The sequence below is a fragment of the Streptomyces sp. NPDC021622 genome (assembly GCF_040640795.1).
GTDB lineage: Bacteria > Actinomycetota > Actinomycetes > Streptomycetales > Streptomycetaceae > Streptomyces.
Window position 1 is genome coordinate 1 of the sequence record NZ_JBFACK010000021.1, and the last position, 24,243, is coordinate 24,243.

Annotated in this window: 20 protein-coding genes, 1 rRNA gene and 1 pseudogene; 15 read left to right on the plus strand and 7 right to left on the minus strand. The window is 71.7% G+C overall.

All coding sequences use genetic code 11. The features are described from left to right. Nucleotides 1–200: 200 nt before the first annotated feature. From rrf to AB0G47_RS33860, 3 genes and pseudogenes are all read left to right on the plus strand, one after another. Nucleotides 201–317 (plus strand): 5S ribosomal RNA (rrf, locus tag AB0G47_RS33850). A 144-nt stretch (nucleotides 318–461) separates the two neighbouring features. Further along, nucleotides 462–1,397, plus strand: a pseudogene (locus AB0G47_RS33855) (hypothetical protein); the annotation flags it as partial. A 225-nt stretch (nucleotides 1,398–1,622) separates the two neighbouring features. Next, nucleotides 1,623–2,429 carry a tetratricopeptide repeat protein gene (locus AB0G47_RS33860; protein WP_360778057.1) on the plus strand — a complete coding sequence of 269 codons (807 nt, stop codon included), beginning with the start codon at nucleotides 1,623–1,625 and terminating at the stop codon, nucleotides 2,427–2,429. 78 nt (nucleotides 2,430–2,507) lie between these two features. Here the strand turns inward: AB0G47_RS33860 and AB0G47_RS33865 are convergent, their stop codons facing one another. Further along, nucleotides 2,508–3,785 (minus strand): DUF1015 domain-containing protein, encoded by a 1,278-nt coding sequence (locus AB0G47_RS33865; protein ID WP_360777797.1) that lies wholly within the window; start codon nucleotides 3,783–3,785, stop codon nucleotides 2,508–2,510. Nucleotides 3,786–3,857: 72 nt separating this feature from the next. Between AB0G47_RS33865 and AB0G47_RS33870 the strand changes: the two genes are divergently transcribed. Beyond that, complete coding sequence (locus AB0G47_RS33870) at nucleotides 3,858–4,886, plus strand: HAD hydrolase-like protein (protein ID WP_360777799.1); 1,029 nt, start codon at nucleotides 3,858–3,860, stop codon at nucleotides 4,884–4,886. Nucleotides 4,887–4,989: 103 nt separating this feature from the next. Here the strand turns inward: AB0G47_RS33870 and AB0G47_RS33875 are convergent, their stop codons facing one another. From AB0G47_RS33875 to AB0G47_RS33885, 3 genes are read right to left on the minus strand one after another with little or no spacing between them, the layout of a single operon-like run. Further along, the gene (locus tag AB0G47_RS33875) at nucleotides 4,990–5,823 is read right to left on the minus strand and encodes a siderophore-interacting protein (protein WP_360777801.1); all 834 of its coding nucleotides are present in this window, start codon (nucleotides 5,821–5,823) and stop codon (nucleotides 4,990–4,992) included. After that, nucleotides 5,823–6,833 carry an ABC transporter substrate-binding protein gene (locus tag AB0G47_RS33880; protein ID WP_360777803.1) on the minus strand — a complete coding sequence of 337 codons (1,011 nt, stop codon included), beginning with the start codon at nucleotides 6,831–6,833 and terminating at the stop codon, nucleotides 5,823–5,825. Before AB0G47_RS33880 ends, AB0G47_RS33875 begins: the two co-directional genes overlap by 1 nt. Then, the gene (locus AB0G47_RS33885) at nucleotides 6,833–7,867 is read right to left on the minus strand and encodes an ABC transporter substrate-binding protein (RefSeq protein ID WP_360777804.1); all 1,035 of its coding nucleotides are present in this window, start codon (nucleotides 7,865–7,867) and stop codon (nucleotides 6,833–6,835) included. The genes AB0G47_RS33880 and AB0G47_RS33885 overlap by 1 nt, the downstream gene beginning before the upstream one ends. Nucleotides 7,868–7,920: 53 nt before the next feature. On the opposite strand from AB0G47_RS33885, the gene AB0G47_RS33890 reads away from it, so the two are divergent. Genes AB0G47_RS33890 through AB0G47_RS33900 form a run of 3 tightly spaced genes read left to right on the plus strand, consistent with a single transcriptional unit; the run spans nucleotide 7,921 to nucleotide 10,948 of the window. Continuing rightward, nucleotides 7,921–8,964: an iron chelate uptake ABC transporter family permease subunit gene (locus AB0G47_RS33890; RefSeq protein WP_360777806.1), complete on the plus strand. Its 1,044-nt coding sequence runs from the start codon at nucleotides 7,921–7,923 to the stop codon at nucleotides 8,962–8,964. After that, nucleotides 8,961–9,989 carry an iron chelate uptake ABC transporter family permease subunit gene (locus AB0G47_RS33895; protein ID WP_360777808.1) on the plus strand — a complete coding sequence of 343 codons (1,029 nt, stop codon included), beginning with the start codon at nucleotides 8,961–8,963 and terminating at the stop codon, nucleotides 9,987–9,989. Before AB0G47_RS33890 ends, AB0G47_RS33895 begins: the two co-directional genes overlap by 4 nt. A gap of 32 nt (nucleotides 9,990–10,021) precedes the next feature. Further along, complete coding sequence (locus AB0G47_RS33900; protein WP_360777809.1) at nucleotides 10,022–10,948, plus strand: ABC transporter ATP-binding protein; 927 nt, start codon at nucleotides 10,022–10,024, stop codon at nucleotides 10,946–10,948. Here the strand turns inward: AB0G47_RS33900 and AB0G47_RS33905 are convergent. After that, on the minus strand, nucleotides 10,932–11,279 hold the full coding sequence (locus AB0G47_RS33905; RefSeq protein WP_360777811.1) for an SCP2 sterol-binding domain-containing protein: 348 nt from the start codon (nucleotides 11,277–11,279) through the stop codon (nucleotides 10,932–10,934). The genes AB0G47_RS33900 and AB0G47_RS33905 overlap by 17 nt on opposite strands. Before the next feature lie 42 nt (nucleotides 11,280–11,321). On the opposite strand from AB0G47_RS33905, the gene AB0G47_RS33910 reads away from it, so the two are divergent. The 3 genes from AB0G47_RS33910 to AB0G47_RS33920 are packed head-to-tail and all read left to right on the plus strand — an operon-like array spanning nucleotide 11,322 to nucleotide 13,379. Next, complete coding sequence (locus tag AB0G47_RS33910) at nucleotides 11,322–11,639, plus strand: hypothetical protein (protein ID WP_360777813.1); 318 nt, start codon at nucleotides 11,322–11,324, stop codon at nucleotides 11,637–11,639. A 7-nt stretch (nucleotides 11,640–11,646) separates the two neighbouring features. Beyond that, nucleotides 11,647–12,462, plus strand: a complete 816-nt coding sequence (locus tag AB0G47_RS33915; RefSeq protein WP_266868597.1) for a TlyA family RNA methyltransferase — start codon at nucleotides 11,647–11,649, stop codon at nucleotides 12,460–12,462. Nucleotides 12,463–12,473: 11 nt separating this feature from the next. Beyond that, the gene (locus AB0G47_RS33920; RefSeq protein WP_360778058.1) at nucleotides 12,474–13,379 is read left to right on the plus strand and encodes an NAD kinase; all 906 of its coding nucleotides are present in this window, start codon (nucleotides 12,474–12,476) and stop codon (nucleotides 13,377–13,379) included. Between the two features lie 106 nt (nucleotides 13,380–13,485). Here AB0G47_RS33920 and AB0G47_RS33925 read toward each other — a convergent pair whose 3' ends face one another. Beyond that, complete coding sequence (locus tag AB0G47_RS33925) at nucleotides 13,486–14,835, minus strand: FtsX-like permease family protein (protein ID WP_360777815.1); 1,350 nt, start codon at nucleotides 14,833–14,835, stop codon at nucleotides 13,486–13,488. Between the two features lie 210 nt (nucleotides 14,836–15,045). On the opposite strand from AB0G47_RS33925, the gene recN reads away from it, so the two are divergent. The 3 genes from recN to AB0G47_RS33940 all read left to right on the plus strand — a co-directional run bounded on the left by recN (nucleotide 15,046) and on the right by AB0G47_RS33940 (nucleotide 19,065). Beyond that, on the plus strand, nucleotides 15,046–16,773 hold the full coding sequence (gene recN / locus AB0G47_RS33930) for a DNA repair protein RecN (RefSeq protein WP_360778060.1): 1,728 nt from the start codon (nucleotides 15,046–15,048) through the stop codon (nucleotides 16,771–16,773). A gap of 141 nt (nucleotides 16,774–16,914) precedes the next feature. Beyond that, nucleotides 16,915–17,673, plus strand: coding sequence for a hypothetical protein (locus AB0G47_RS33935; protein WP_360777817.1), 759 nt, complete (start codon nucleotides 16,915–16,917; stop codon nucleotides 17,671–17,673). Between the two features lie 255 nt (nucleotides 17,674–17,928). Then, nucleotides 17,929–19,065, plus strand: coding sequence for a glycosyltransferase family 4 protein (locus AB0G47_RS33940; protein ID WP_360777819.1), 1,137 nt, complete (start codon nucleotides 17,929–17,931; stop codon nucleotides 19,063–19,065). 212 nt (nucleotides 19,066–19,277) lie between these two features. On the opposite strand, the gene AB0G47_RS33945 is transcribed toward AB0G47_RS33940, so the two are convergent. Further along, nucleotides 19,278–20,921, minus strand: coding sequence for a PucR family transcriptional regulator (locus AB0G47_RS33945; protein ID WP_360777820.1), 1,644 nt, complete (start codon nucleotides 20,919–20,921; stop codon nucleotides 19,278–19,280). Between the two features lie 159 nt (nucleotides 20,922–21,080). On the opposite strand from AB0G47_RS33945, the gene AB0G47_RS33950 reads away from it, so the two are divergent. Next, nucleotides 21,081–22,604: an APC family permease gene (locus AB0G47_RS33950; protein WP_360777822.1), complete on the plus strand. Its 1,524-nt coding sequence runs from the start codon at nucleotides 21,081–21,083 to the stop codon at nucleotides 22,602–22,604. Between the two features lie 10 nt (nucleotides 22,605–22,614). After that, entirely contained in the window at nucleotides 22,615–24,240 is a 1,626-nt protein-coding gene (locus tag AB0G47_RS33955) for an NAD(P)/FAD-dependent oxidoreductase (protein ID WP_360777824.1), read from the plus strand. The last annotated feature ends 3 nt before the right edge of the window (nucleotides 24,241–24,243 follow it).

The window sequence follows — 24,243 nt, forward strand, 5'->3', positions numbered from 1 at the left end:
AGATCTGGAAGCCCGGTAACGGGTGGAGGTGACTGGTACTAATAGGCCGAGGGCTTGTCCTCAGTTGCTCGCGTCCACTGTGTTGGTTCTGAAACAACGAACAGTTGTGTCGGCTGAACAGCGTCACTACTTAATTGAAGAGTGTGCTTGTTCGCTGCCCTGTTTGAGATCCGGCGATTTCGCTGGATATTTCATAGGGTTTCGGTGGTCATAGCGTGAGGGAAACGCCCGGTTACATTCCGAACCCGGAAGCTAAGCCTCAAAGCGCCGATGGTACTGCAGGGGGGACCCTGTGGGAGAGTAGGACGCCGCCGAACAATCTTTGGAGGACCCTTGGTCCCAGCGTCCACGCTGGGACCAAGGGTCCTTTTTGTTTTTGTCGAAGCGCGCCGGCTACCCGGCTGCGCGAGAATGACTGCGGTACCGAAGACTAGGAGTCACCGATGTCCACCAACTCTCCCGACGAGCGACCGGAGCGCGAGCAGCGCCGCCGGGACGGTGGCGACCGGGGCGGATACCGCGGTGGGGCGCCCCGTCGGGACAACGACCGTGGCGACCGCAGCGGCGGGCGTCCCCCGTTCCGCCGGGACGACCGTCCCACTTCTGGCGGACCGCGCCGTGATGACCGTGACAATCGTGGCGGTCCGCGTCGTGACAACGACCGCGGGGGTGAGCGTGGCGGCTTCCGTCGCGACGACAGCCGTGGCGGCGGCGACCGTCCCGGGTTCCGGCGCGATGACCGCCGGGATGACCGCCGGGATGACCGGCGTGACGACCGTCGGGACGACCGCGGTGGCTTCCGCCGCGATGACAACCGTGGCGGTGGCGGCGGCTACCGCGGGCGGGATGACCGTGATGGCGGAGGACGTCCCCCGTTCCGTCGCGATGACCGCTCGACCTCCGGTTTCCCGCGCCGTGACGACCGTCGGGACGGGGATCGTCCCGCGTTCCGTCGTGACGACCGCTCGACCTCCGGCTCCCCGCGTCGCGATGACCGCCGTGACGATCGCGGTGGTGACCGTGGTGGTTTCCGTCGCGACGACAGCCGCGGTGGTGGCCGTCCCGGCTTCCGCCGTGACGGGGATCGTCCCGGGTTCCGTCGTGATGACCGCCGCGATGACCGCGGCGGTGACCGTGGTGGCTTCCGCCGCGATGATCGACGTGACGACCGACGCGATGACCGGCCCCGTGGTGGCGGCGACCGTCCCGGGTTCCGCCGTGACGACCGTCGTGATGACCGCGGTGGCGATCGTGGTGGATTCCGTCGGGATGACAGCCGTGGCGGCGGCGACCGTCCCGGGTTCCGGCGCGATGACCGCCGGGATGACCGGCGTGACGATCGCGGTGGTGACCGTGGTGGCTTCCGTCGCGATGACCGTCGTGACGATCGTGGCGGCGACCGCGGTGGTGACCGTGGTGGGTTCCGGCGTGATGACAGCCGTGGTGGTGGCGGTGGCTACCGTGGGCGGGACGACCGTGGGCCGCGTCGTGACGACAGCCGTGGCGGACGGCCCGGCGGGTTCCGCGGGCGGGACGACCGGCGTGATGACCGGCGCGACGGCGACCGTGGTGGCTACCGCGGGCGTGACGACCGGGACCGTGACCGCGAGCCCATCAAGCGGCTGCCGATCCCGGACGACGTCACGGGGCACGAGATCGACAAGGACGTACAGCAGGAGCTGCAGAGCCTTCCCAAGGGGCTTGCCGAGGACGTCGCCAAGAACCTGGTGATGGTCGCCAACCTGCTCGACGAGGACCCGGAGCAGGCCTACGCGTACTCGCGGGTCGCGCTGCGGCTCGCGTCGCGTGTCGCCGCTGTCCGCGAGGCGGCGGGCTTCGCCGCGTACGCGACGCAGAAGTACAGCGAGGCGCTCGCCGAGTTCCGGGCCGCCCGGCGGATGACCGGCAGCGTCGAGCTGTGGCCCGTCATGGCGGACTGCGAGCGTGGTCTCGGCCGGCCCGAGAAGGCGCTGGACATGGCCGGTGGGCCTGAAGTGGCGAAGCTGGACAAGGCGGGGCAGGTCGAGATGCGGCTCGTGGCCGCCGGCGCCCGGCGTGACATGGGGCAGATCGATGCTGCCATCGTCACCCTGCAGAGCCCTGAGCTGGCGTCGAACTCCGTGCAGCCGTGGACCGCGCGGCTGCGGTACGCGTACGCCGACGCGCTGCTCGCGGCGGGGCGTGAGGACGAGGCGCGCGAGTGGTTCGCGAAGGCCATCGAGTCCGACAAGGACGGCAGCACCGACGCGTCGGACCGGCTCGCCGAGCTGGACGGTGTCGAGTTCGTGGACGCTCTTGATGAGGACGGTGCCGATGCGCTCCCGGAGTCCTCGGACAGTGATGTCGCCGTCGTCCAGAGCGACGTGGACGACGAGGGCGATGAGGGTGATGACGATGACGTTGATGGTGCCGGAGACGGCAAGGTCTGAGCGTTGATCTAGATACGACGACGGGCGGGATCCCAGCAGGGGTCCCGCCCGTCGTCGTATCCGCGTGCTGCGGGAGGTTCAGACGTCGAGGCTGCGCAGGACCAGGCCCGATGCGGGCTTGGGGCCGAAGGATGTCGACTTGCGGGGCATCGTGACCCCTTGGCGGGCCAGGTCGCGGACGACCTCTTCGCGGACCGGGTGCATCAGGATCGCCGTGCCGCCGTCGCGCTCTGCCTTCTCCACGGTCGCTTCGGTGTCGTGGATGTAGGCGATGTGCTCAGGGGCGTCGGGGATCTGCCAGATGTGGTCGAGGAGCGTGGAGTGCAGGACCGTCGCGTCGAGGGTGCGCCAGGCCTCGGGGCGGTCGGCGCGGATCGTACGCGCGAGGAGGGCGGGGGAGGGGCGGTCGACGAGGTGGTAGCGGCCGTCGCCGGCGAGGAGGAAGGCGTTGCCTTCGGTGGCGGCATCGGCCAGGGCTTCGAGCGCGCGGGGCAGGGCGCCGTCGACGGTGCGGACGCGGAAGGTGTCCGTGAGAGCGGCCAGGGCGTCCGCGACCGGGAGTTGGTGCAGGTAGCGGTGGATGGCGCGGACCCGCAGGGGGTAGCGCGCGGTGTCCACCAGGAGGACAAGGCCGTAGTCCCACGGGCCGGGGGACGGGTGCTCTGAGCGCAGCCGCAGGTTGGTCGCCCAGCGGTGGTGTCCGTCCGCGATCAGGGCCTGGTGGCGGGCGAGATCTGTCTGGATCTCGGCGAGCTCGGCGGGGTCGGTGACCGCCCACAGGCGGTGGCTGAAGCCGTCCTCCGTGGTCGTCGACAAGAGAGGCTTGTTCAGTACGGTGCGCTCGATGAGCGCCAGCGCGCCCGTGGCGTTGCCGTCGGAGCGGTAGGTCAGCAGCAGCGGTTCGAGGTTGGCGCTCGTCGCGCGCATCAGGGCCGCGCGGTCCTCGACGACATGGGGCATGACGCCCTCGTGGGGCAGGACGATGCCGTCCGCCGCCTCCGAGAGGCGCAGGGCGCCGATGACGCCGCGTTGCAGGATATCGCCGTCGCGCTGCTCGTAGACGTAGAGGCTGGGCACCGGGTCGGGCGCGAGGATGCCCTGGGCGAGCCAGGACCGCAGGGTGTCCGCGGCCTGGTCGTTGCGGGCGGCGGGCGTGGTGGCCTGCGGGAGGATCAGCCGGACGATGTTGTGCGGGTCGGCGGACTCCAGGTGGAGCAGGCCGTCGGGCCGTACGACCACGTCGTACGGAGGAGACGTCACGGCGGCCAGGCTGCCGACCCGTTCGGGGACGTAGCGCACGCCTCGGAACGGGATCAGGTCGAGGCCGTGGTCGTCCGTGTCACCCGCTGTGTTCATTGCAGCATCGTATGTGTGTCAGTGGCATAAGCGATGATCGGGGGAGTGGGATCGACCGAGGAGCGATGTGTAATGAGCCAGACCGTCAGGACGCGGCCCGATGGCAGCCGGAATGTGCTGAGCGAGGCGTATGACACGGCGCTGCTCGATCTGGACGGGGTGGTGTACGCGGGAGGGCAGGCGATCGTGTACGCCGTCGAGTCGCTGGGTGCGGCGCGGGAGGGCGGGATGCATCTCGCGTACGTGACGAACAACGCGCTGCGCACGCCGGACGCGGTCGCCGGGCATCTGACGGAGCTGGGCATCCCGACCGGGGCGTCGGATGTGATCACGTCGGCGCAGGCGGCCGCGCGGCTCGTGAGCGAGCAGGTCCCGGCGGGGGCACGGGTGTTGGTGATCGGCGGGGAAGGGCTGCGGGTCGCGCTGCGGGAGCGGGGGCTCGAGCCGGTGGAGTCGGCCGAGGACGAGCCGGTGGCGGTGGTGCAGGGGTACGGGGGGCCGGACCTGGCGTGGGGGCGGTTCGCCGAGGCCTGTTACGCGATCGCGCGCGGGGTGCCGTGGTTCGCGTCGAACACGGACCTGACGATTCCGAGTGCGCGGGGCATCGCGCCAGGCAATGGTGCGGCGGTCGAGGTGGTCCGCATCGCGACGGGCGCCGAGCCGCAGGTGGCGGGCAAGCCGCTGCCTCCGATGCACCGCGAGACGATTCTGCGCACCGGTGCCGAGCGGCCGTTGGTCGTGGGGGACCGGCTCGACACGGACATCGAGGGAGCGTTCAACGGCGGGGTGGACTCGCTGCTCGTCCTGACCGGAGTGACGGACGGCGCCCACTTGCTGGCGGCCCCGCCCGAGCACCGGCCGACGTATGTGGACGCGGATCTGCGCGGCATCCTGACCGGGCAGCCCGAAGTGACCTCGGCGGAGGGCGCGTTCGGCTGCGGCGGGTGGACCGCTTCGGCGCGGGGGGCCGAGCTGGTGCTTGACGGTGAGGGCGACGTGCTTGATGGGCTGCGGGCGCTGTGTGGCGCGGCGTGGACGCATGCGGGGGACGGGGTGTGCGCGCTGGACGGGGGGAAGGCGTTGTCGCGGTTGGGGGTGTAGGCGGGGCTGGGACTGGAGGGTGCCCCTCCCCGCGCCCCAATCGACCGAAGGCCCCGCCCCCGGCCGGCAGAGGCAGGTGCAGGGCCTTCGGTGGACGACGGGCTCAGGCCGTTTCGTTGCGGTCTATGAGTTCGTCGGTGGTCGTGCCTCGGCGCCAGTAGCCCGAGAACGACACCCGCTTGCGGTCGAAGCCGCGGTCGGTGACCAGGTGGCGGCGGGTGGCCTTGACCGTTGCGGACTCGCCCGTGATCCAGGCGTACGGGGTGCCCGACGGGAGCTCCGCGGTGCGGATCGCCGACGGTGTCGCGCCGGTCTCCGTGAGCCAGGTGATTTCCGCGTCGGCCTTGGTGGACAGGTCCTGCCGGTCCGCCGGGTCGTGGACCTCGATCCAGACGCGCGTCGGAGTGCCGGGCGGGAGCGTTTCGAGGATGCTCGCCACCGCCGGGAGCGCCGACTCGTCGGCGGTCAGCAGGACCCAGTCGGTGTCCTGCGGCAGCCTGAAGTCGTAGGCGCCGTTCTCCTCCTCGATCGGGGCGAGCACGCCTATCCGGGAGCCGGGGGCCGCCTTCCGTGCCCAGCTGGTGGCCGGTCCGTCCGACGGCGAGGGGGCAGGGCCGTGCACCGCAAAGTCGACGATCAACTCATCGGGGTCGCGGCGCAGTTCACGCGTGGTGTACGTACGCATGATGCCGCGTACGTCGGGGTCGAGGGCGAGCCAGTCGGCGTACCAGTTGGCCGCGTCGCCCTCCGTCGTGTCCGGCATGACCGGGGCGTCCTGCCCCGGGTGTGGCAGGAACACCTTGATGCGCTGGTCGCGGCCGGCCGAGGCCATCCGTGCCAGGCCGTCGCCGCCGAGTGCCACGCGGATCATGGCGGGCGTGACGTACTCGGTCCGCAGCACGTGCATGTCGAAGAAGTGGTACGGGGAGTCGGTCATCAGTTGAGCCTCTGCGAGTTCTCGATGGCGGCGGCGAGTCGTTCGAGCACCGGGGCGAAGCCGGCGTAGCTGTAGCGCTCCTCCATCGACCAGGGCGTGGTCTGGCCGGCCTTGACGGCGGGGAGCAGCTCCCAGGTGGGCTTCTTCGCGAGCTCCTTGGGCGGCAGCGCGCTCGAGCGGTTGTCCATCATGATGAGATCGGCGCGGTACTTGTCGGCGTTCTCCCAGCTGAGGAACTCCCAGAAGCCCCATTCATCGCTCTTCTTGCCCGCGACGAACTCGACGCCGAGGTCCTTGAAGTAGTTCAGGTCGCAGTACGAGTCCGGCACGGCGACGTAGAACTGGTCGGCGTCGCCGGTCATCGCGAGGACCTTCAGGCCGGGCTTGGCCTTCGCCGCCTTGCGCAGTCGGCTTTCGGCCTTGTCGAAGCGGGCCTTGGCGGCCCGTACCTTCTCCGTCTCGAGGTCGGCGCCGAGCGACTCGGCGAGCTCGGTGTAGCGCTTCAGCGGTTCGAGCAGGGAGGTGCGGGCGCCCTTGATGCCGACGGTGGGCGCGAGCGCCTCGATCTTCTTGGTGCTGTCCGCGGGCACGAACCAGAGAGCGGGCGGCGGGAACATGTTGCTGATCAGGACGTCGGGCTCGAGGCCCGCGTACTTCTCGATGTTGAACTGGTTGAAGGACTCGCCGAGGCTCGTCAGTTTGTCGACATCGAGATCGCCCGCCTGGGGGTTGGGCTTGCCGTCCACCGGCTTGGACGGGCCGAAGATTCCGGTGCATTCGACGCCGTAGTCGTACAGCGCGGCGGCCGTGCTGACGTAGGCGACGATGTTCTTCGGGGCGTGGTTCACCTTGGCGGTTCTGCCGCGGTCGTCCTTGAAGCTCCAGGCCTTGGAGTCGGAGTCCTTCTCGGGCTTCTTCTCGCTCCCGCAGGCCGTGAGCAGGGCGCTGACGCCGATGGCGCCGCCGGCGGTGAGCAGGCCGCGGCGGGAGAGGGGGCGGTGGGTGTTCATCAGACGGCCTTCTTCGACTTGTCGACGGCTGCCGCGAGCTGCTCGATGAGCGGCGCGTAGCCGGCGTGACTGAACTGGGCCTCGTTGGACCACGAGATGACCTGGTCCGCCTTGACAGCGGGGAGTTTCGCCCAGGTCGGCTTGGACTTCTTGAGCTCGTCGGCCTTGAGGTTGCCCGTCCGTTTGTCGACGAGGATCAGATCGGCTTCGTACGTGTCGGCGTTCTCCCAGCCGAGCTCCTGGAAGAAGCCGCCCTTGGCCGTCTTGTCCGGGGTGACGAACTCGATGCCCAGGTCGGCGTAGTGGCGCAGATCGGTGAAGTCGGCGGGGTTGCCCACGTAGAGCAGGTCGGGCTGCGCCGAGATCGCCATGACCTTGATGCCGCCGCGCGCCTTCGCGGCCTTCGCGGACTTGCGCAGGGTCTCCGACGCCGCCTCGAAACGCTTCTTGGCGGCGGTGACCTTCTCCGCCTTGAGGTCGGCGCCCAGGGATTCGGCGAGTGCGGCGAAGCGGCCGATCGCCTTCGTCAGCGAGGTCTTGCCGGTGAGGATGCCGACGGTCGGGGCGAGCGAGGTGATCTTCTTGGCGGATTCCTCGGGGACGTACCAGAGAGTCGGCGCCACGTTCATGGTGCTCACGAGCAGCTCCGGCCGGAGGCCGGCGTACTTCTCGATGCTGAACTCGCCCCAGGCGTTGCCGAGGATCGTCACTTTGTCGACATCGATGTCGGCGGCCTGCACATCGGGTTCGCCGTTCCTCAGCTTCGTCGGGCCGAAGACGCCGGTGCACTCGATGCCGAAGTCGTGCAGGGCGGCGGCCGCGCCGATGTAGGCGACGATGCGGCGCGGGGTCTTGCCTGCCTTCGCGGTCGTGCCGCGGTCGTCCTTGAAGCTCCAGCCGTCGCCCGATGTTTTCGCGCCATCGTCCGAACTGCCGCCGCATGCCGAAAGAAGTCCGCCGAGGCCGAGGGCTCCGACGCCGCCGAGCACACCACGGCGGGTCAGAGCGGGAGGTATCGGGCGCCGAGCATGCATGGCTGGTGCTTCTCCCGTCGAAGTCGAGTGCGAGGGTAGGCTAACCTAACCTGGTGTTGGTCGACAGTCCCCCCGAAGCCGGCGCGGAGACCGCTCCCGCGCCACCCAACCGCCGTGCGATACGCAGCGCCGGGCTCCTTGTCTCGGTCGGTGTGCTCGTGCTCGTCGCCGTGGCGAGCATCGCGGTCGGTGCCAAGTCGATGCCCCTGGACCATGTCTGGCACGGTCTCTTCCAGGACACCGGGACGTACGACGATGTCGTCGTCGCGGAGCGGCTCTCGCGCACGCTGCTCGGACTGCTCGTCGGTGTGGCCCTCGGCCTCTCCGGAGCCGTCCTGCAGGCGCTCACCCGCAATCCGCTGGCCGATCCCGGACTGCTCGGCATCAACCTCGGCGCATCGGCCGCCGTCGTCACCGCCATCAGCTTCTTCGGCGTCACATCGCTGAGCGGCTATGTGTGGTTCGCGTTCTTCGGCGCGGCCGCGGTCGGCGCCCTCGTCTACGCGCTCGGCGGCACCCGCAACGCGACACCGGTGCGCCTCGCGCTCGCCGGAACCGCGCTCAGCGCCGCCCTCTACGGCTATCTGCAAGCCGTGATGATCATGGACGACGCGGCGCTCAACAAGATGCGTTTCTGGACGGTCGGTTCCCTGGCGTCGGCCAAGAACGAGACCATCCTGCAGGTCCTCGCCTTCTTCGTGATCGGCAGCGTGCTCGCGCTCGGCCTCGCCCGGCCGCTGAACGCCATGGCCATGGGCGACGACACCGCCCGCGCGCTCGGGGCCCATCTCAACCGCACCCGCGCCCTGTCCATGGCCGCCGCGACCCTGCTGTGCGGGGCGGCGACCGCGGCAGTCGGGCCCATCATGTTCGTCGGCCTGATGGTGCCGCACGTCGTGCGCTCCTTCACCGGGCCCGACATGCGCTGGATCCTGCCGTACGCGGCGGTCCTCTCCCCGGTCCTGCTGCTCGGCGCCGACGTCGTCGGACGCATCGTCGCGCGCCCCGCGGAGCTGCAGGTCGGCATCATCACCGCTCTGATCGGCGCCCCGGTCTTCATCATTCTCGTACGACGGCGGAGGCTGGCTCAGCTGTGAAGGCGATACGCACCCGGGGCGGGCTCAGCTTCCGTCTCGACGTCCGCACGGCCGTGGTCGTCGCCCTGCTCATCGTGGCCGCGCTCGCCGCGAGCGTCGTCCTGATCGGCACCGGCGACTTCGACATCCCCACCGCCGACGTCATCCGCACCCTGCTCGGCGACGGCGACGCCGGGCAGGAGTTCATCATCAACGACCTGCGGCTGCCCCGCGTCCTGGTCGGGCTCCTCGTGGGGGCCGCGCTCGGACTCGGCGGCGCCATCTTCCAGTCCATCTCGCGCAATCCGCTGGGCAGTCCGGACATCCTCGGTCTCGGGCAGGGGTCCACCGCCGGGGCGCTCATCATGATCGTCCTCTTCCAGGGCAGCGCGGTGCAGGTCGCGGGCGGTGCGCTCGTCGGTGGTCTGGTGACGGGCACGGCGATCTATCTCCTTGCCTGGAAGCGGGGTGTGCACGGCTTCCGGTTCGTCCTGGTCGGCATCGGCGTCTCCGCCTTCGTCACCGCCGTCAACGGCTATCTGCTCACCAAGGCCGACATCGTGGACGCCGCGCGCGCCGTCGTCTGGATGACCGGCTCCCTCAACGGCCGGGACTGGGAGCAGGTCTGGCCGCTGCTCGTGCTGTGCGCGATCCTGGTGCCGCTCGTCATGACGTACGCGCGACCGCTGCGGATGCTGGAGATGGGCGACGACGTCGGATACGCGCTCGGCGTGCCCGTCGAGCGCACCCGCCTCGTCCTGATGGGCTCGGCCGTGCTGCTCACCGCGGCCGCGACCGCCGCCGCGGGGCCCGTCAGCTTCGTGGCGCTCACCGCGCCGCAGCTGGCCAGGCGGCTCACCCGCTCGCCGGGACCGAACCTCATCCCGTCCCTGTGCATGGGCGCCACCCTGCTGATCGTCGCGGACTGGGCCTCGCAGCGGGCGTTCGGCGCCGATCAGCTGCCCGTGGGCGTGGTCACCGGTGTGCTCGGCGGTGTCTATCTGCTCTGGCTGCTCGTCATCGAGCGCAAGGCGGGGCGGATATGAGCGGCGGGGCGCAGATCAACAGCGGGTCGCGTATGAACACCGGGAAGACCACCAACTCTGAAAGCACCGACAGGCAGGAGCGTGCCGCAGTGAACCGGCTCATCGCGGACGACGTGACCCTTGGCTACGACCAGCGCGTCATCGCCGAGAAGTTGTCCGTCGAGATACCCGACAACTCCTTCACGGTGATCGTCGGCCCGAACGCCTGCGGCAAGTCCACCCTGCTGCGCGCCCTGTCGCGGATGCTCAAGCCGTCGGCGGGCCGCGTCCTGCTCGACGGGAACGTCATCCAGTCGATGCCCGCGAAGAAGGTGGCGCGCACCCTGGGCCTGCTGCCGCAGTCGTCCATCGCGCCCGACGGGATCACGGTGGGCGACCTGGTGGCCCGCGGCCGCTACCCGCACCAGGGCCTGCTTCGGCAGTGGTCGGCGGACGACGAGCGGATCGTCGGCGAGTCGATGGCCTCGACCGGTGTCGCAGAACTGGCCGACCGCTATGTCGACGAACTGTCCGGCGGGCAGCGCCAGCGGGTCTGGATCGCCATGGCGCTCGCCCAGCAGACCCCGCTGCTGCTGCTCGACGAGCCGACGACGTACCTCGACATCCAGCACCAGATCGACGTACTCGACCTGTGCGCCGAACTCCACGAGGAGCAGGGGCGCACCCTCGTCGCCGTCCTGCACGACCTCAACCACGCGGCCCGGTACGCCACTCACCTCATCGCCCTGCGCGACGGCGAGGTCGTCGCCGAGGGCGCGCCGTCCGACATCGTCACGGCGGAGCTTGTGCGGGACACCTTCGGAATGGACTGCCAGATCATCGACGACCCGGAGTCGGGGACGCCGCTGGTGGTGCCGGCCGCGCGGCGAGGCCGCAAGAAGTCCGTGAAGACGGCGGGCGTCGGGGCTGAAGCCGGGGCCGAAGCAGGGGCCGAAGTCGGGGCTAAAGCAACGTCCTGAGGCGGAGCAGATCGCGCAGGCCTGCCTCCAGCTTGACCCGGCCGGAGGCCCAGGCCTTCGCGAAGTTCAGCTCGCCGTCCACCATCGCCACCAGATCGTCGCCGGACATGGCGAGCCGGATCTCGGCCTTCTCCCTGGGTACGCCGGGGTAGGTGTCGAGCACCGTGATCCGGCCGTTCTCGAGACGGCCCGCGAACGAGACGTCGAGGTCGGTGATGCGGCAGCTCAGCGAGCGGTTGAGCGCTGCCGCACTGCGCACGCCGCCTTCCGCGCCCGCCAGGTTGTCCGAGAGTTTGTCCAGTGCCGCGCGGCACTCTTCGATCGTCGCCATCGTGATCGACGGTACCCCAGCGCTTCGCGGTAGCGTCGTGGCATGAACGACTCGTTGCCGGGCCCCGGGCCCGAGGTCGCGGAGCCCGAGGCTGAGCCTGTGGAGGCCTACGACCCCGCGGGCCCCGCGCCGCTCGGCGTGGAGCGCGCGCCGACCGGTGACGCGGAGGTGGACGCCCTGCTCCAGCGTCTCGGCGATGCCGACCACCTCGCCACGGACGGCCACATCGAGGTGTACGAGGATGTGCACCGGGGACTGCGTGACGCGCTGACCGCGCTCGACGCACGCCCCGGGCCGCCGGCGCCCTCGCCTTCGTCCCCGCACACACCGTCGTACACACCCTCGTACAACAGGAGCTGAACAGAACGTGGCAGGAGTGGCACGCCGCCGCCTCGACGCCGAGCTGGTCCGTCGCAAGCTGGCGCGCTCACGCGAGCACGCAAGCCAGCTGATCGCCGCGGGGCGGGTGACCGTCGACAAGAACACCGCGACGAAGCCCGCGACGCAGGTGGAGACCGCCGCGGCCATCGTGGTCGCGGCCGACGAAAGCGACCCCGACTACGTCTCGCGCGGCGGCCACAAGCTGGCGGGCGCGCTCGCCGCGTTCGGGCCGCAGGGGCTTGTCGTCGAGGGGCGGCGCGCGCTGGACGCGGGCGCTTCCACCGGAGGCTTCACCGATGTGCTGCTGCGCGCCGGTGCCTCCGGTGTCGTGGCCGTGGACGTCGGGTACGGACAGCTCGCCTGGTCGCTGCAGAGCGACGACCGGGTCACCGTCAAGGACCGTACGAACGTACGTGAGTTGACGCTGGAACTCATCGACGGCGTCCCCGTCGACCTGGTCGTCGGCGACCTCTCCTTCATCCCGCTCGGGCTCGTGCTGCCCGCGCTCGTGCGGTGCGCCGCCCCCGACGCCGACCTGGTCCTCATGGTCAAGCCGCAGTTCGAGGTCGGCAAGGAGCGCCTGGGCAGCGGCGGTGTGGTGCGCAGCACGGAGCTGCGGGCCGACGCCGTGCGCACGGTGGCGCGGCAGGCGTGGGGGCTGGGCCTCGGCGTGCGTGGCGTGACTGCGAGCCCCCTGCCCGGCCCTTCCGGAAATGTCGAGTACTTTCTGTGGCTGCGTGCCGGGGCGCCCGAACTGGACCCGGCGGACGTTGACCGTGCCGTGGCGGAGGGGCCCCGTTGACTCAGACCCGAGTGACCCAGACCCGAGCTCGTACTGTTTTCCTGCTCGCGCACACCGGGCGGCCCGCGGCCATCCGCAGTGCCGAACTCGTCGTCCAGGGACTGCTGCGCAGCGGCCTCGGCGTACGGGTCCTCGAGGCGGAGGCGGCCGATCTGCCGCTGCCGCCCGAGGTCGGCCTCGTGAAGGAGGCGACCCCCGAGTGTCTCGACGGCTGTGAGCTGCTCGTCGTGCTCGGCGGTGACGGGACGCTGCTGCGGGGCGCCGAATTCGCGCGGGCCTCCGGGGTGCCGATGCTCGGCGTGAACCTGGGGCGTGTCGGCTTTCTCGCCGAGGCCGAGCGCGACGACCTCGACAAGGTAGTCGACCGGGTCGTCACCAAGGCGTACGAGGTCGAGGAGCGGATGACCATCGACGTCGTCGTGCACAGCAACGGCGATGTCGTGCACCGCGACTGGGCGCTCAACGAGGCCGCCGTGCAGAAGATGTCGGCCGAGCGGATGCTCGAGGTCGTGCTCGAGATCGACGGTCGTCCGGTCACCGGCTTCGGCTGCGACGGCATTGTGTGTGCCACCCCGACGGGGTCCACCGCGTACGCCTTCTCGGCGGGCGGGCCCGTGGTGTGGCCGGAGGTGGAAGCGCTCCTCATGGTGCCGATCAGCGCGCACGCCCTGTTCGCGAAGCCGCTGGTGACCTCGCCGGACTCGGTGCTCGCCGTCGAGGTCCAGCAGCACACGCCGCACGGGGTGCTGTGGTGCGACGGGCGGCGGACCGTGGAACTGCCCGCGGGGGCGCGGGTCGAGGTGCGCAGGGGAGAGGTGCCGGTTCGGTTGGCGCGGCTGCACCATGCGTCCTTTACGGACCGGCTTGTGGCGAAGTTTGCGCTGCCGGTTTCTGGGTGGCGCGGGGCTCCTCACTAGCGCTCCGGTGGGGGTGCGGTTCGTTTGGCTGCGGGTCGGTGGGGGCTTGTCGCGCCCACGCGGCGGAGCCGCAAATGTCACAGCCCCGCGCCCCTTACGGGGCCGGTTACGTCGCGCTCACCACGGATATGGCCCTCCTCCGCATCACCGCACGCACCGGAAGGCCCGTCGCAAGGAGTGTCAGGAGCAAGGTGCCCGTCGCTATCCCCGTAGGCACGCCCCACGGCAGGTAGGGCATCGACGAGCCGAAAGCCGTGCTCAGGATGGGTGCCAGTGTGCCCAGTGCGACGGCGGCGCCCAGCAGCAGCGCGGTGCCCGCCACGGCCACGGCCTCCCAGGCCGCCATGGCGCGCACCTGGGCCCGCTGGCTGCCGACCACCCGCAGCAGTGCGACATCGCGGCGGCGCTCGAAGGAGATCATGGCGAGGGTGTTCGCCGCGGCGATCGCGGCGAAGCCCGCGTACAGACCCGTGCCCACATAGTCGAGCCAGACCTCGCCCGTGCTGCCCGCCGAGCCCGTGTGGTGCTGGGCCGTGGTGTGCATGCCGATCTTGGTGAGGCCGAAGCCCACGACCAGGACGAGCGGCACCACCGCGGCGGAGAAACGGCGGGGCTGCGAGCGGACGTTGAGCATGGCGAGGCGCGCGCTCGGGCCGAACCGGCCGACCAGCGCCGAGACCAGCCAGGCCGCGGGCCCGATGATGCGAGGGCCGAGCAGTCCGGCGCCGACGCAGAAGAGGATCAGGACGAGGAACGCGCCCTCGCCCGCCTCGTCCGCGGGCTGCCGGGACAGGAGCACCGCGACGGCGCACGCCCCCGCGACCGCTGTCAGGCCGAGCGGCGCCCGCAGCACGCCGAGACCGCGCCGCCCGGTCGCCGCCTCGCTCAGGGCGCGGGCCGGGCGCAGCAGCGAGAACCGCAGGGCCGAAAGGAGCGCGGCGAGCGTCGTCGTCACCACGGCCACGCCGAGGCACACCGGCAGGGCGACCCAGCTGAAGCGGAAGGCCGCCTCCGCGGGGAGCAGCCCGTGCTCGACCATGCCCGCATGCCACCAGCGGGCGACGAAGCCGCCCAGAACGAAGCCGGCGAGGGCAGCGGGGATCGACGCGGCGAGGGCCTGACCGGCCACCGCGCGGCGGACCTGCCGGGGTCTGGCACCGATGGAGCGCACCATGGCCAGCTCGCGGTGCTGCTGCGCCACGGCCGTGCCCATCGTCGACGCGACCACGAATATCGACATGTAGATCGAACCGATCAGGAGCACGACGGCCATGTCGCCCACGCCGTTCTCGGCGATCTGATCGCGCGCCCGCGCGGAGAGCCCCTCCGTGCCGGTCGTGCCGAGCATCATCGTCGATGCGCTCACCACGGTCGCCGCGAAGAGCGCGGCCGCCGCCGTGCCCACGAAGGCCGGGCGGTGCGCGCGCAGCGCCGCCAGTGCGAGTCCCGTTCTCATACAGATCATGGTGGGGTGCTGGGGCCACCGGGCACCATGAGGCAAGCAGGAAGATCACGGTGGGGTAATCCCCACCCCCAAATCCCCACCCCCTGCGGGTGACAGCGTCCGTTCGGTCCGCCTTTGCCACCTGCGCCTTCGCGGAAGGTGGCCAGGGGCCGTCGCACACCCGGGCTCTGACCTCGTAAGGTCGTGTCCGTGTTGGAGGAGATGCGGATACGGTCGCTCGGAGTCATCGACGACGCGGTCGTCGAGCTGTCACCGGGTTTCACCGCCGTGACCGGTGAGACCGGTGCGGGCAAGACGATGGTGGTCACCAGCCTTGGCCTGCTGCTCGGCGGGCGCGCGGATCCCGCCTTGGTGCGGATCGGCGCCAAGGCGGCGGTCGTCGAGGGCCGGATCACCGTGCCCGACGGCGCATCGGCGGCCGTGCGCGCGGAGGAGGCGGGGGCCGAACTCGACGAGGGCGCGCTGCTGATCAGCCGTACGGTCTCGGCGGAGGGGCGCTCACGGGCGCACCTCGGCGGCCGTTCGGTGCCGGTGGGTCTGCTGTCCGAACTGGCGGACGACCTCGTCGCGGTGCACGGTCAGACGGATCAGCAGGGGCTGCTCAAACCGGCCCGGCAGCGCGGCGCGCTCGACCGGTACGCGGGCGACGCGGTCACCGTGCCGCTGGCCAAGTACACGGCGGCGTACCGCAGGCTGCGGGCCGTCACGACCGAGGTCGACGAGATCACCACGCGCGCGCGGGAACGCGCCCAGGAGGCGGATCTGCTGCGCTTCGGCCTCGACGAGGTCGCGGGCGTCGAGCCGCGGGCGGGCGAGGACGTCGAACTGGCCGCGGAGGCCGAGCGGCTCGGCCACGCCGAGGCGCTCGCGTCCGCGGCCACGGCCGCCCACGCCGCGCTCGCGGGCAACCCCGAGGACCCGGAGGGCGTCGACGCCACGACGCTGGTGGCGGGCGCGCACCGGGCCCTGGAGGCGGTGCGTTCCCACGACGCCGCCCTCGCCGCGCTCGCCGAGCGGATCGGCGAGATCGGGATTCTGCTGGGCGACGTGGCGGGCGAACTGGCCGGTTACGCCGATGACCTCGACGCCGATCCGCTGCGGCTCGCGGCGGTGGAGGAGCGGCGTGCCGCGCTGACCCAGTTGACCCGGAAGTACGGCGCCGACATCGACGCCGTCCTTGCCTGGGCCGAGGAGGGGGCCGCGCGGCTCACCGAACTCGAGGGCGACGACGACCGTCTGGAGGAGCTGACCGCCGAGCGGGACGCGCTCCGGGGCGAACTGGCGGGACTCGCACAGGTGTTGACCGACGCCCGTCAGGAGGCGGCTTCGCGGTTCGCGGCGGCCGTCACCGAGGAGCTCGCCTCCCTCGCGATGCCGCACGCGCGCGTGACGATCGACATCACCGCCACGGAGGTGCCCGAGGGCGCGGACGGTGTGCCGGTCGACGGACGTCTCGTCGCGTACGGCCCGACGGGCGTCGACGAGGTGGAACTCCTCCTGGCCCCGCATCCGGGCGCTCCGCCACGGCCGATCGCCAAGGGGGCATCCGGCGGTGAGCTGTCGCGCGTGATGCTGGCCGTCGAGGTCGTCTTCGCGGGCACGGATCCCGTTCCCACGTACCTCTTCGACGAGGTCGACGCGGGCGTCGGCGGCAAGGCCGCGGTCGAGATCGGGCGGCGCCTCGCCCGCCTCGCCAAGTCGGCGCAGGTCGTGGTCGTCACGCATCTGCCGCAGGTGGCGGCGTTCGCCGATCGGCAGCTGCTGGTCGAGAAGACGAACGACGGGAGCGTCACCCGCTCCGGGGTCCTGGTCCTTGAGGGCGAGGACCGGGTGCGGGAGCTGTCCCGGATGCTGGCGGGGCAGGAGGACTCGGAGACCGCGCGGGCCCATGCGGAGGAGTTGCTGGCCACGGCCCGGGGGGACGGGTAGCAGGCCGGGGGCCTTGGGGCGGCCGGTGCGTACCGTTGATCACCGGCTTCGCCGAGTTCGTCCTCAAGCGCCGGACGGGCTGAGATTCGCCGTCCTCAGCCGTCGGACAGGGCCGAGAGTCCCCGGCGTACGCTGACACGCATGATCGCCCGCCGCTTCACCGCCCTCCTCTCCGCCGCCGCCGTCACCCGCGCCGCCACCGCCGCGCTGCGTTCCCGCGCCCCCGGCGGCCCCGACCGCTGGGAGCGGAAGAACTACGCGGGGCGGGCAGTGGAGTTGTACGCCGGGCCCGCTGCCGCTCTGGGGGCCGCGGCCGGGGGTGTCGCCCTGGCGGGCAGGCCCCGCGCCGCCACCGCACTGGCCGTGCTCGCCGCGGGTGCCTGCGGGGTGTACGACGACATGGCGGGGGCGGGTGATCCGCGCCGAGGGTTCCGCGCGCACCTGTCGGCATTGCGCGGCGGTGAAGTCACCAGCGGGGCCGTGAAGTTGTTCGGGATCTCCGCGGCCGGTCTCGCCGCCGGCGCGCTGCTCAAGGAGCGGCCGGTGGACAAGCTGCTCGCGGGGGTCGTCATCGCGGGCACCGCCCACTTCGTCAACCTCGTGGACGTACGCCCCGGACGCGCCGCCGGAGCGGTGCTCGCCCTGGGGGCGCCGGGACTGCTGCGCAAGGGCACCGCCGGGGTTCTCGCCGCCGCCTCCATGGGCGCCGCCGCGGCCGTGCTCCCGGAGGACCTGGGGGAGCGCGCCATGATCGGTGACGCCGGAGCGCACGCCCTGGGTGCGGCCCTGGGCGCCGCCATCGTCGCGGGCAACGGCCGCGCGGGTCTGGCGGCGCACGCCGCGGGCCTCGTCGCCGCGGCGGCGTACGGAGAGAAGGTCAGCGCGGCCGCCGGGGTGTAGCGCCCGCCTCCCTCGGCAGGCGAGCCACGCCGAGCCACCCGAAAGCCTTCCGTCCGTCGAGGCCCCGCTGCGAAGATGCCTGGGCCGCAGGGCATCCGCGGCGCTGAAACCCCCTTGTCCTCACCCATGTGAGTGATCCGCTTCAGGGAGTTGCCTGCCCCCGTGCGGAAGTGACCTTTCGGCGGTGCCGGAACGTCCGTACGGACTGGCATCCTTGGCGCAGCCCCCCGACGCCGACTCAGGAGCCCCGGCTACGTGAGCCACGTGAGCAGCCACTCACCGCACGGCCAGACGCCGCTGCACACCGTGCAAGTGCTGGGCGGCGGAAGCGCGGGCAGCAGCGCCCACGTCAGGTCGCTCGCCGCGGGCCTCGCCGCGCGGGGCGTGCGGGTCACGGTGTGCGCCCCTTCCGATGCGGCCACCGCGTACGACCTGACGGGCACCGGCGCCCGGCACGTCCACGTGCCCCGCCGCAGCGATCCGGCATCCGTCGCCTCCCTCCGTGTGGCGTGCACCGACGCCGACCTCGTGCACGCGCACGGGCTGCACGCCGCTCTGCGCGCCGCGCTCGCGCTCACCGGCCGCCGTATCCCGCTCGTCGTCACCTGGCACACCCGCGCGCATGCGGAAGGCGCGCGCGCCCACGTCCTTCGCGCCCTGGAGCGGCGCGTCGCCAAGGCCGCGGCCGTGGTCCTCGGCACCTCATCCGACCTCGTCGACCGAGCCCGCCGCAGGGGCGCGCTGGACGCCCGGCTCGCCCCCGTCACGCTCCCCACGCCGCGCGCGGCCGCCCGTGACGACGAGGAGCCCGACGGTCTGCGCCACAAGGCACGCGCCGAACTCGGCGCCGTGGACCGGCCGTTGATCGTGGCGGTCGGCACGCTGGAACGCCACCGCGGCTTCGACGTGCTGCTCGACGCCTCGCGCGCGTGGCGCCACCTCGACCCGCTGCCGCTGCTCGTCATCGCCGGTGAAGGGCCCGAGCGGGCCGAGCTGAAGCGCCGTATCGAGGGCGAGGGTCTTCCGGCCCGGCTCGTGGGGCGGCGCGACGACGTGCCCGAGCTGCTCGCCGCTGCCGATCTCGTGGTGCTGCCCAGCAGCTGGGAGTCCCGCTCCGTGCTGGCCCAGGAAGCCCTGCACGCGCGCGTGCCGCTGGTCGCGACCGCGGTGGGCGGCGTGCCCGAACTCGTCGGCGACGCCGCCGAACTCGTCCCCTACGGCGACGCGGCGGCCCTCGCCACGGCCGTCGCGCGCCTCCTCGCGGACCCCGAGCACCGGGAGCGGCTCAAGGACAAGGGCACCGCCCAGGCGGCGACCTGGCCGACCGAGGACGAGACGGTCACTCAAGTCCTCAGCGTCTATGACGAGTTGACGCAGCCGCGGGCCATGTAGCGGAGAGCGGCGCGGGCGGCTGCAGCACAGTGCGGCGCCCGCGGCGTCGCACCGCAGCTGGGCAGGCCGCTCCTGGTCACGAGCCCGCGGGCGTCGGCAAGTCTCACGCGCGCGGGCGCCGACGGGTCCTCGCACCCGCGCGGGCCGTCGCCCGCGGGCCGAGCCTCGGCCAGCCGCCGCGCGGACCGCCACGGCACATGCCGCCCCGCCCCCTACGGCACATGCCGCCGCGCCCGCAGCGCCAGGCTCAGCGCGAGCACCGTCTGCGGGTCGTCCAGGTCCGTCCCCAGGAGCTCGCTGATCCTGGCGAGGCGGTTGTACAGCGTCTGCCGGTTCAGGTGCAGTTCGCGCGCCGTCTCCGCCTTGCGGCCGGCATGCGCCAGGTACGTCTGCAGGGTGGGCAGCAGCGGCGGCTTCGAGCGCCGGTCGTGGGTGCGCAGGGGGCCGATGGCGCGGTCCACGAAGGCTGCCAGGGCCGAGTCGTCGTAATTGTGCAGGCGCCACAGGAGGAGGTCGATGTCCAGGCGGCGCGCGTCGTACCAGGGGCGGTCGATAAGCCCCTGGGCCGCCGTCGCCGTCTCCGCCGCGTGCCGCAGGCCCGCCGACGCCGCCGCCCAGCCGCCCGCGACCCCGACCACCACGACCGGCGGCTGCGCCCCCGCCCGCTGCATCCCCGCCCGCTCGACGCCGGCCCGCAGCGCCGCCGCGACCCGGTCGGCCACCGCGGTGCGCTCGGACTCCGTACGGAGCCCCAGGAGCAGCGGCACGCGGCCCTCGACCGGGCGCACGCCGAGCAGCACCGGCACGCCCACCGCCGCCAGCTCCTCCGCGACCGCACGCGCGAGGACGGCCCAGCCGCCGCCCGGCGGCAGCCCGTCCGCGAGCCGCATCACGACCGGGAGCAGCGGGCTCTCGCCGGGCTTGAAGCCGAGCACCCGCGCCTGGGCGGGCGCGTCGTCGGCCGTGATGCGCCCCTCCGCGAGATCGGTCAGGAAGTCGCCGCGGCCGCGTGCCGCGAGCTCCTCCTCCTGCCTGGCCTGCATCAGGACCACCGCGAGCGAGCCCGCAGCCCGCTCCGCCGCGATCCGGTGCACCGGAAGCAGCACGGACTCCACGGCGAGCAGTACGAGCCGGGCGCGCACCGAGCCGGCGCCGGGTCCGCCGCCCGGCACGTCGACGAGCACCGCGCCCGCGGGCGGTCCGTCCCGGTCGACGGTGCGGCCCCGCAGGCCCTCCCACACCTGGAGCGGATCGGCACACTCCGTGCCCGCCCCGGCGGCGTATAGAAGCTGCCCGTCCGCCGTCTCGAGGAACACCGGATTGCCGCTGAAGTCCGCGAGGACGCCGAGGACCTGCGGCACACCGCCGCCGCCGAGCAGCGCCTCCGTGCAGCGCCGGTGGACCTCCTCGGCCCGCTGGAGCAGCGCGTAGTGGCCGTTGACGATCTCCGTGTGCACCTCTTCGGTGACCGTCACGAAGGGCACCTCGCGGTGCAGCTGCACCAGGGGGAGGCCGGCCGCGCGCGCCGTCTCCACGATCGCCGCGGGCAGCCGGGTGAAGCGCGGGCCCAGCTCGACGACGAGCGCCGCGATGCCGCGCTCGGCGAGCTTGCGCACGAAGGCGCGCTGCTCGGCGGGGCGTGCGCCGAGGCCGAGGCCGGTCGTCAGGAGCAGCTCGCCGCCCTTGAGCAGCGAGGCGATGTTCGGCACCTCGCCGGCGTGCACCCACCGCACGGTGCGCTGCAGCCGTTCCGCTCCCGCGACCACCTCCGGCAGTCCGCCGCGCAGCCCCGGAAGCTCCAGGGCCCGCTGCACGGTGATTCCGCCCTGAGTGCCCTGCGTGCCCTGACTTTCCATGGGGCGGACGCTACCTGCGCACACGTTCCGGGAACATCTCCGGCCGGTTACGGCCATGGCCGAAAGCGCCCCGGGCCCGACAACTCGTCGCCCCCGCACGCCAATTGCACGACCCCCTGTCGCTTGTGGCGTACGTCACTCCACGGCAAGGTGCCCGCCATGCCAGAGCAGAAGCCAGAGCAACCCAGCACACCCGAGGTCCACCGCCTCAAGGCGAACTCCGTCGGTCTCGTCGGCGTCGTCTTCATGGCCGTCGCCACCGCGGCGCCCATCACGGCCATGACCGGAAACCTGCCCATCGCCGTCGGCGCGGGCAACGGCACCGGCGCGCCCGCGGGCTATCTCTTCGCGACCCTCGTCCTGACGGTCTTCTCCGTCGGATACGTCGCCATGGCCAAGCGGATCACCGCCGCCGGCGCCTTCTACGGCTATATCTCGCACGGCCTCGGCCGGATCGCGGGCATGGCGTCCGGGATGCTCGCCGTCCTCGCGTACGTCGTCTTCGAGGCGTCCATCGTCGGCGTCTTCGCCTACTTCGCCAAGACCACCGTCCATGATCAGCTCGGCGCCGATCTGCCGTGGATCCTGTACGCGGCCGCGATGCTCGCCGTCACCGCCGTCCTGTCGTACTTCGACATCAACCTCACCGCGAAGGCGCTCGGCGTGATGCTGATCGCCGAGATCGCCGTCCTCTTCGCCGTCGCCACCGCCGTACTGATCCACGGCGGCGGCCCCGACGGCATCCCCGTCGAGCCGATCAACCCGAAGAACGCCTTCACCGGCACATCCGCAGGCCTCGGCCTCTTCTTCGCCTTCTGGTCCTGGGTCGGCTTCGAGTCCACCGCCATGTACGGAGAGGAGTCCCGCAACCCCAAGAAGGTCATTCCGCGCGCCACTCTCATCTCGGTCGTCGGCGTCGGGCTCTTCTACATCTACGTCTCCTGGATGACCATCGCGGGCAACGGGCTGAGCGGTTCGGTGAAGGTCTCGCAGTCCACAAGCCCGCTCGACCTGTTCTTCGACCCGGCGCACTCCTTCATCGGTGCCTGGGCCGTCGACACCTTCCAATGGCTCCTGATCACCGGCTCGTTCGCCTGCGGCATGGCCTTCCACCAGTGCGCGTCGCGCTATCTGTACGCGGTCGGGCGCGAGGGGTTCCTGCATCGCGGCCTCGGCCGTACGCACCCCGCGCACGGCTCCCCGTACGTCGCCTCCTACGTCCAGTCGGCGATCGCCGTCGCCCTGGTCGCCGCCTTCTGGCTCACCGGCCAGGACCCGTACATCCACCTCTACACCCTGCTCGCGATCCTCGGCACGATGGCGATCCTCATCGTGCAGACCCTCTGCTCGTTCGCCGTCATCGGCTACTTCCGCAGGAACCACCCCGAGGACCGGCACTGGTTCAAGACCTTCCTGGCCCCGCTGCTCGGCGGCATCGGCATGATCGCCGTGGTCGTCCTGCTGGTGATCAACATGGACACCGCGGCGGGCACGGCCGCCGGCTCCCTCTTCTTCAAGGCCATCCCCTGGATCGTCGGCCTCGTCTTCTTCGGGGGCCTGGGGCTCGGCCTGTATCTGCGGGCGAAGCAGCCCGCCCGCTACGAGATCATCGGCCGGATCGTCCTGGAGGACGCGGCCGAACGCACCGAAGACACCGAGCCCACGACGTCCGCCACCGTCTGAGGAGATCCCCGTGTCCCGTACGAACCCGATGCACGCCTTGAAACGCCTTGCCGCGGAGCACGGCGAGGCCCAGCGGCTCGGAGTACCCCTCGCCGAACTCCGTGGCGCCGCCGCACGGCCCGGCCGAAGAGCCGTCCTCAAAGGCGCCGCGGGCCTCGCCGTCGGGGCCGCCGCTCTGTCGGCCGCTCCCCGCGCCGCGGCCGCCACGACCGGCAAGGGCGCACCCCGCACAGCCGTCGTGGGAGCCGGGATCTCGGGCCTCACCGCGGCCCTCACCCTCCACGACGCGGGCCTGAACTGCACGCTCTACGAAGCCAGTCCGGACCGGGTCGGCGGCCGGATGTACACCCAGCGCGGCCACTGGGCGTACGGCCAGACCTCCGAGATCGGCGGCGAGCTGATCGACACCAGCCACAAGAAGATCCTGGAGCTCTGCCGCCGCTTCGACCTCCCCGTCGAGGACTTCCTCGGCGGCGGCCCGAGCGGAGCGGAGGAGATCCTCTGGTTCAACGGCGCCTACTACCCGCGCGCCCAGGCCGACGACGACTTCAAGGCGGTCTACCAACTCCTGCGACGCGACCTGTCGGAGGCGGGCGAGGTCTTCTGGAACCAGACCACTCCGACCGGCACCGCCCTCGACAACATGTCGATCCACGAATGGATCGAATCGCGCGTGCCGGGCGGGCACGAATCCCCGCTCGGCCGCTGGTTCGACGTCGCCTACAACGTCGAGTACGGCGCCGACACCACCGACCAGTCCGCGCTCGCCCTCGTCCTGCTGATGGGCTACCAGACCAATCCGGGGCACTTCAACATCTGGGGCCTGTCCAACGAGCGCTACCACATCACCGGCGGCAACGACCAACTCCCGCGCGCCATCGCCGACTTCCTGCCCGACGAGACACTGCGCCCCGGCTGCGCCCTGACCGCCGTACGCGCCAACGCCGACGGCACCCAGACCCTCACGTACACCGAAGCGGGCGCCGTCCGCACCGCCACCGCCGACCACACGATCCTGTGCCTCCCGCTGCCGGTGCTCCAGCAAATCGACCTGACCAAGGCCGGGTTGGACACCCGCATGACGAATCTGCTGCGGGACGCGCGGATGGGCCACTGCACCAAGCTCAACATGCAGTTCTCGAGCCGCCCCTGGCGCGGCACCGGCGCCTGGCCCGGCGTCAGCGCGGGCGACTGCTTCACCGACGCCGACTTCCAGCAGACCTGGGACACCACCAAGATCCAGCCGGGCACGGGCGGCATCCTCATCCAGTACGGCGGCGGCACCCTCGCCAAGTCCCTGTCACCGGCAGGCCCGTTCAGCACCGAGACGGACCCCTACGTACGCGACCTGTCCACCCGCCACCTCGGCCAGATCGACCAGGTCTTCCCGGGCACCAAGGCAGCCTGGACCGGCAAGGCCCAGCTCTCCGCCTGGCACAAGAACCCCTACGCGCTCGGCGCCTACTCGTACTGGCCCGTCGGCTATCTGCACCGCTACGCCGGCTACGAAGGCACCCCGCAGGGCAACCTCCACATCGGCGGCGAGCACTGCAGCTACGACTTCCAGGGCTTCATGGAGGGCGGCGCGACCGAAGGGGAGCGCGCCGCCCGGGAGGTGATCGGGAAGCTCACCTAGGGC

Excerpts from the sequence above, each read along its gene's own strand:
- AB0G47_RS33905 (WP_360777811.1), bottom strand. The coding sequence starts at position 11,279 with ATGGCGACGATCGAAGAGTGCCGCGCGGCACTGGACAAACTCTCGGAC.
- AB0G47_RS33945 (WP_360777820.1), bottom strand. The coding sequence starts at position 20,921 with ATGGAAAGTCAGGGCACGCAGGGCACTCAGGGCGGAATCACCGTGCAG.
- AB0G47_RS33875 (WP_360777801.1), bottom strand. The coding sequence starts at position 5,823 with ATGACCGACTCCCCGTACCACTTCTTCGACATGCACGTGCTGCGGACC.
- AB0G47_RS33900 (WP_360777809.1), top strand. The coding sequence starts at position 10,022 with ATGAACACCGGGAAGACCACCAACTCTGAAAGCACCGACAGGCAGGAG.
- AB0G47_RS33880 (WP_360777803.1), bottom strand. The coding sequence starts at position 6,833 with ATGAACACCCACCGCCCCCTCTCCCGCCGCGGCCTGCTCACCGCCGGC.
- AB0G47_RS33865 (WP_360777797.1), bottom strand. The coding sequence starts at position 3,785 with ATGAACACAGCGGGTGACACGGACGACCACGGCCTCGACCTGATCCCG.
- AB0G47_RS33935 (WP_360777817.1), top strand. The coding sequence starts at position 16,915 with ATGATCGCCCGCCGCTTCACCGCCCTCCTCTCCGCCGCCGCCGTCACC.
- AB0G47_RS33925 (WP_360777815.1), bottom strand. The coding sequence starts at position 14,835 with ATGAGAACGGGACTCGCACTGGCGGCGCTGCGCGCGCACCGCCCGGCC.
- AB0G47_RS33885 (WP_360777804.1), bottom strand. The coding sequence starts at position 7,867 with ATGCATGCTCGGCGCCCGATACCTCCCGCTCTGACCCGCCGTGGTGTG.
- AB0G47_RS33950 (WP_360777822.1), top strand. The coding sequence starts at position 21,081 with ATGCCAGAGCAGAAGCCAGAGCAACCCAGCACACCCGAGGTCCACCGC.
- recN (WP_360778060.1), top strand. The coding sequence starts at position 15,046 with ATGCGGATACGGTCGCTCGGAGTCATCGACGACGCGGTCGTCGAGCTG.
- AB0G47_RS33910 (WP_360777813.1), top strand. The coding sequence starts at position 11,322 with ATGAACGACTCGTTGCCGGGCCCCGGGCCCGAGGTCGCGGAGCCCGAG.
- AB0G47_RS33870 (WP_360777799.1), top strand. The coding sequence starts at position 3,858 with ATGAGCCAGACCGTCAGGACGCGGCCCGATGGCAGCCGGAATGTGCTG.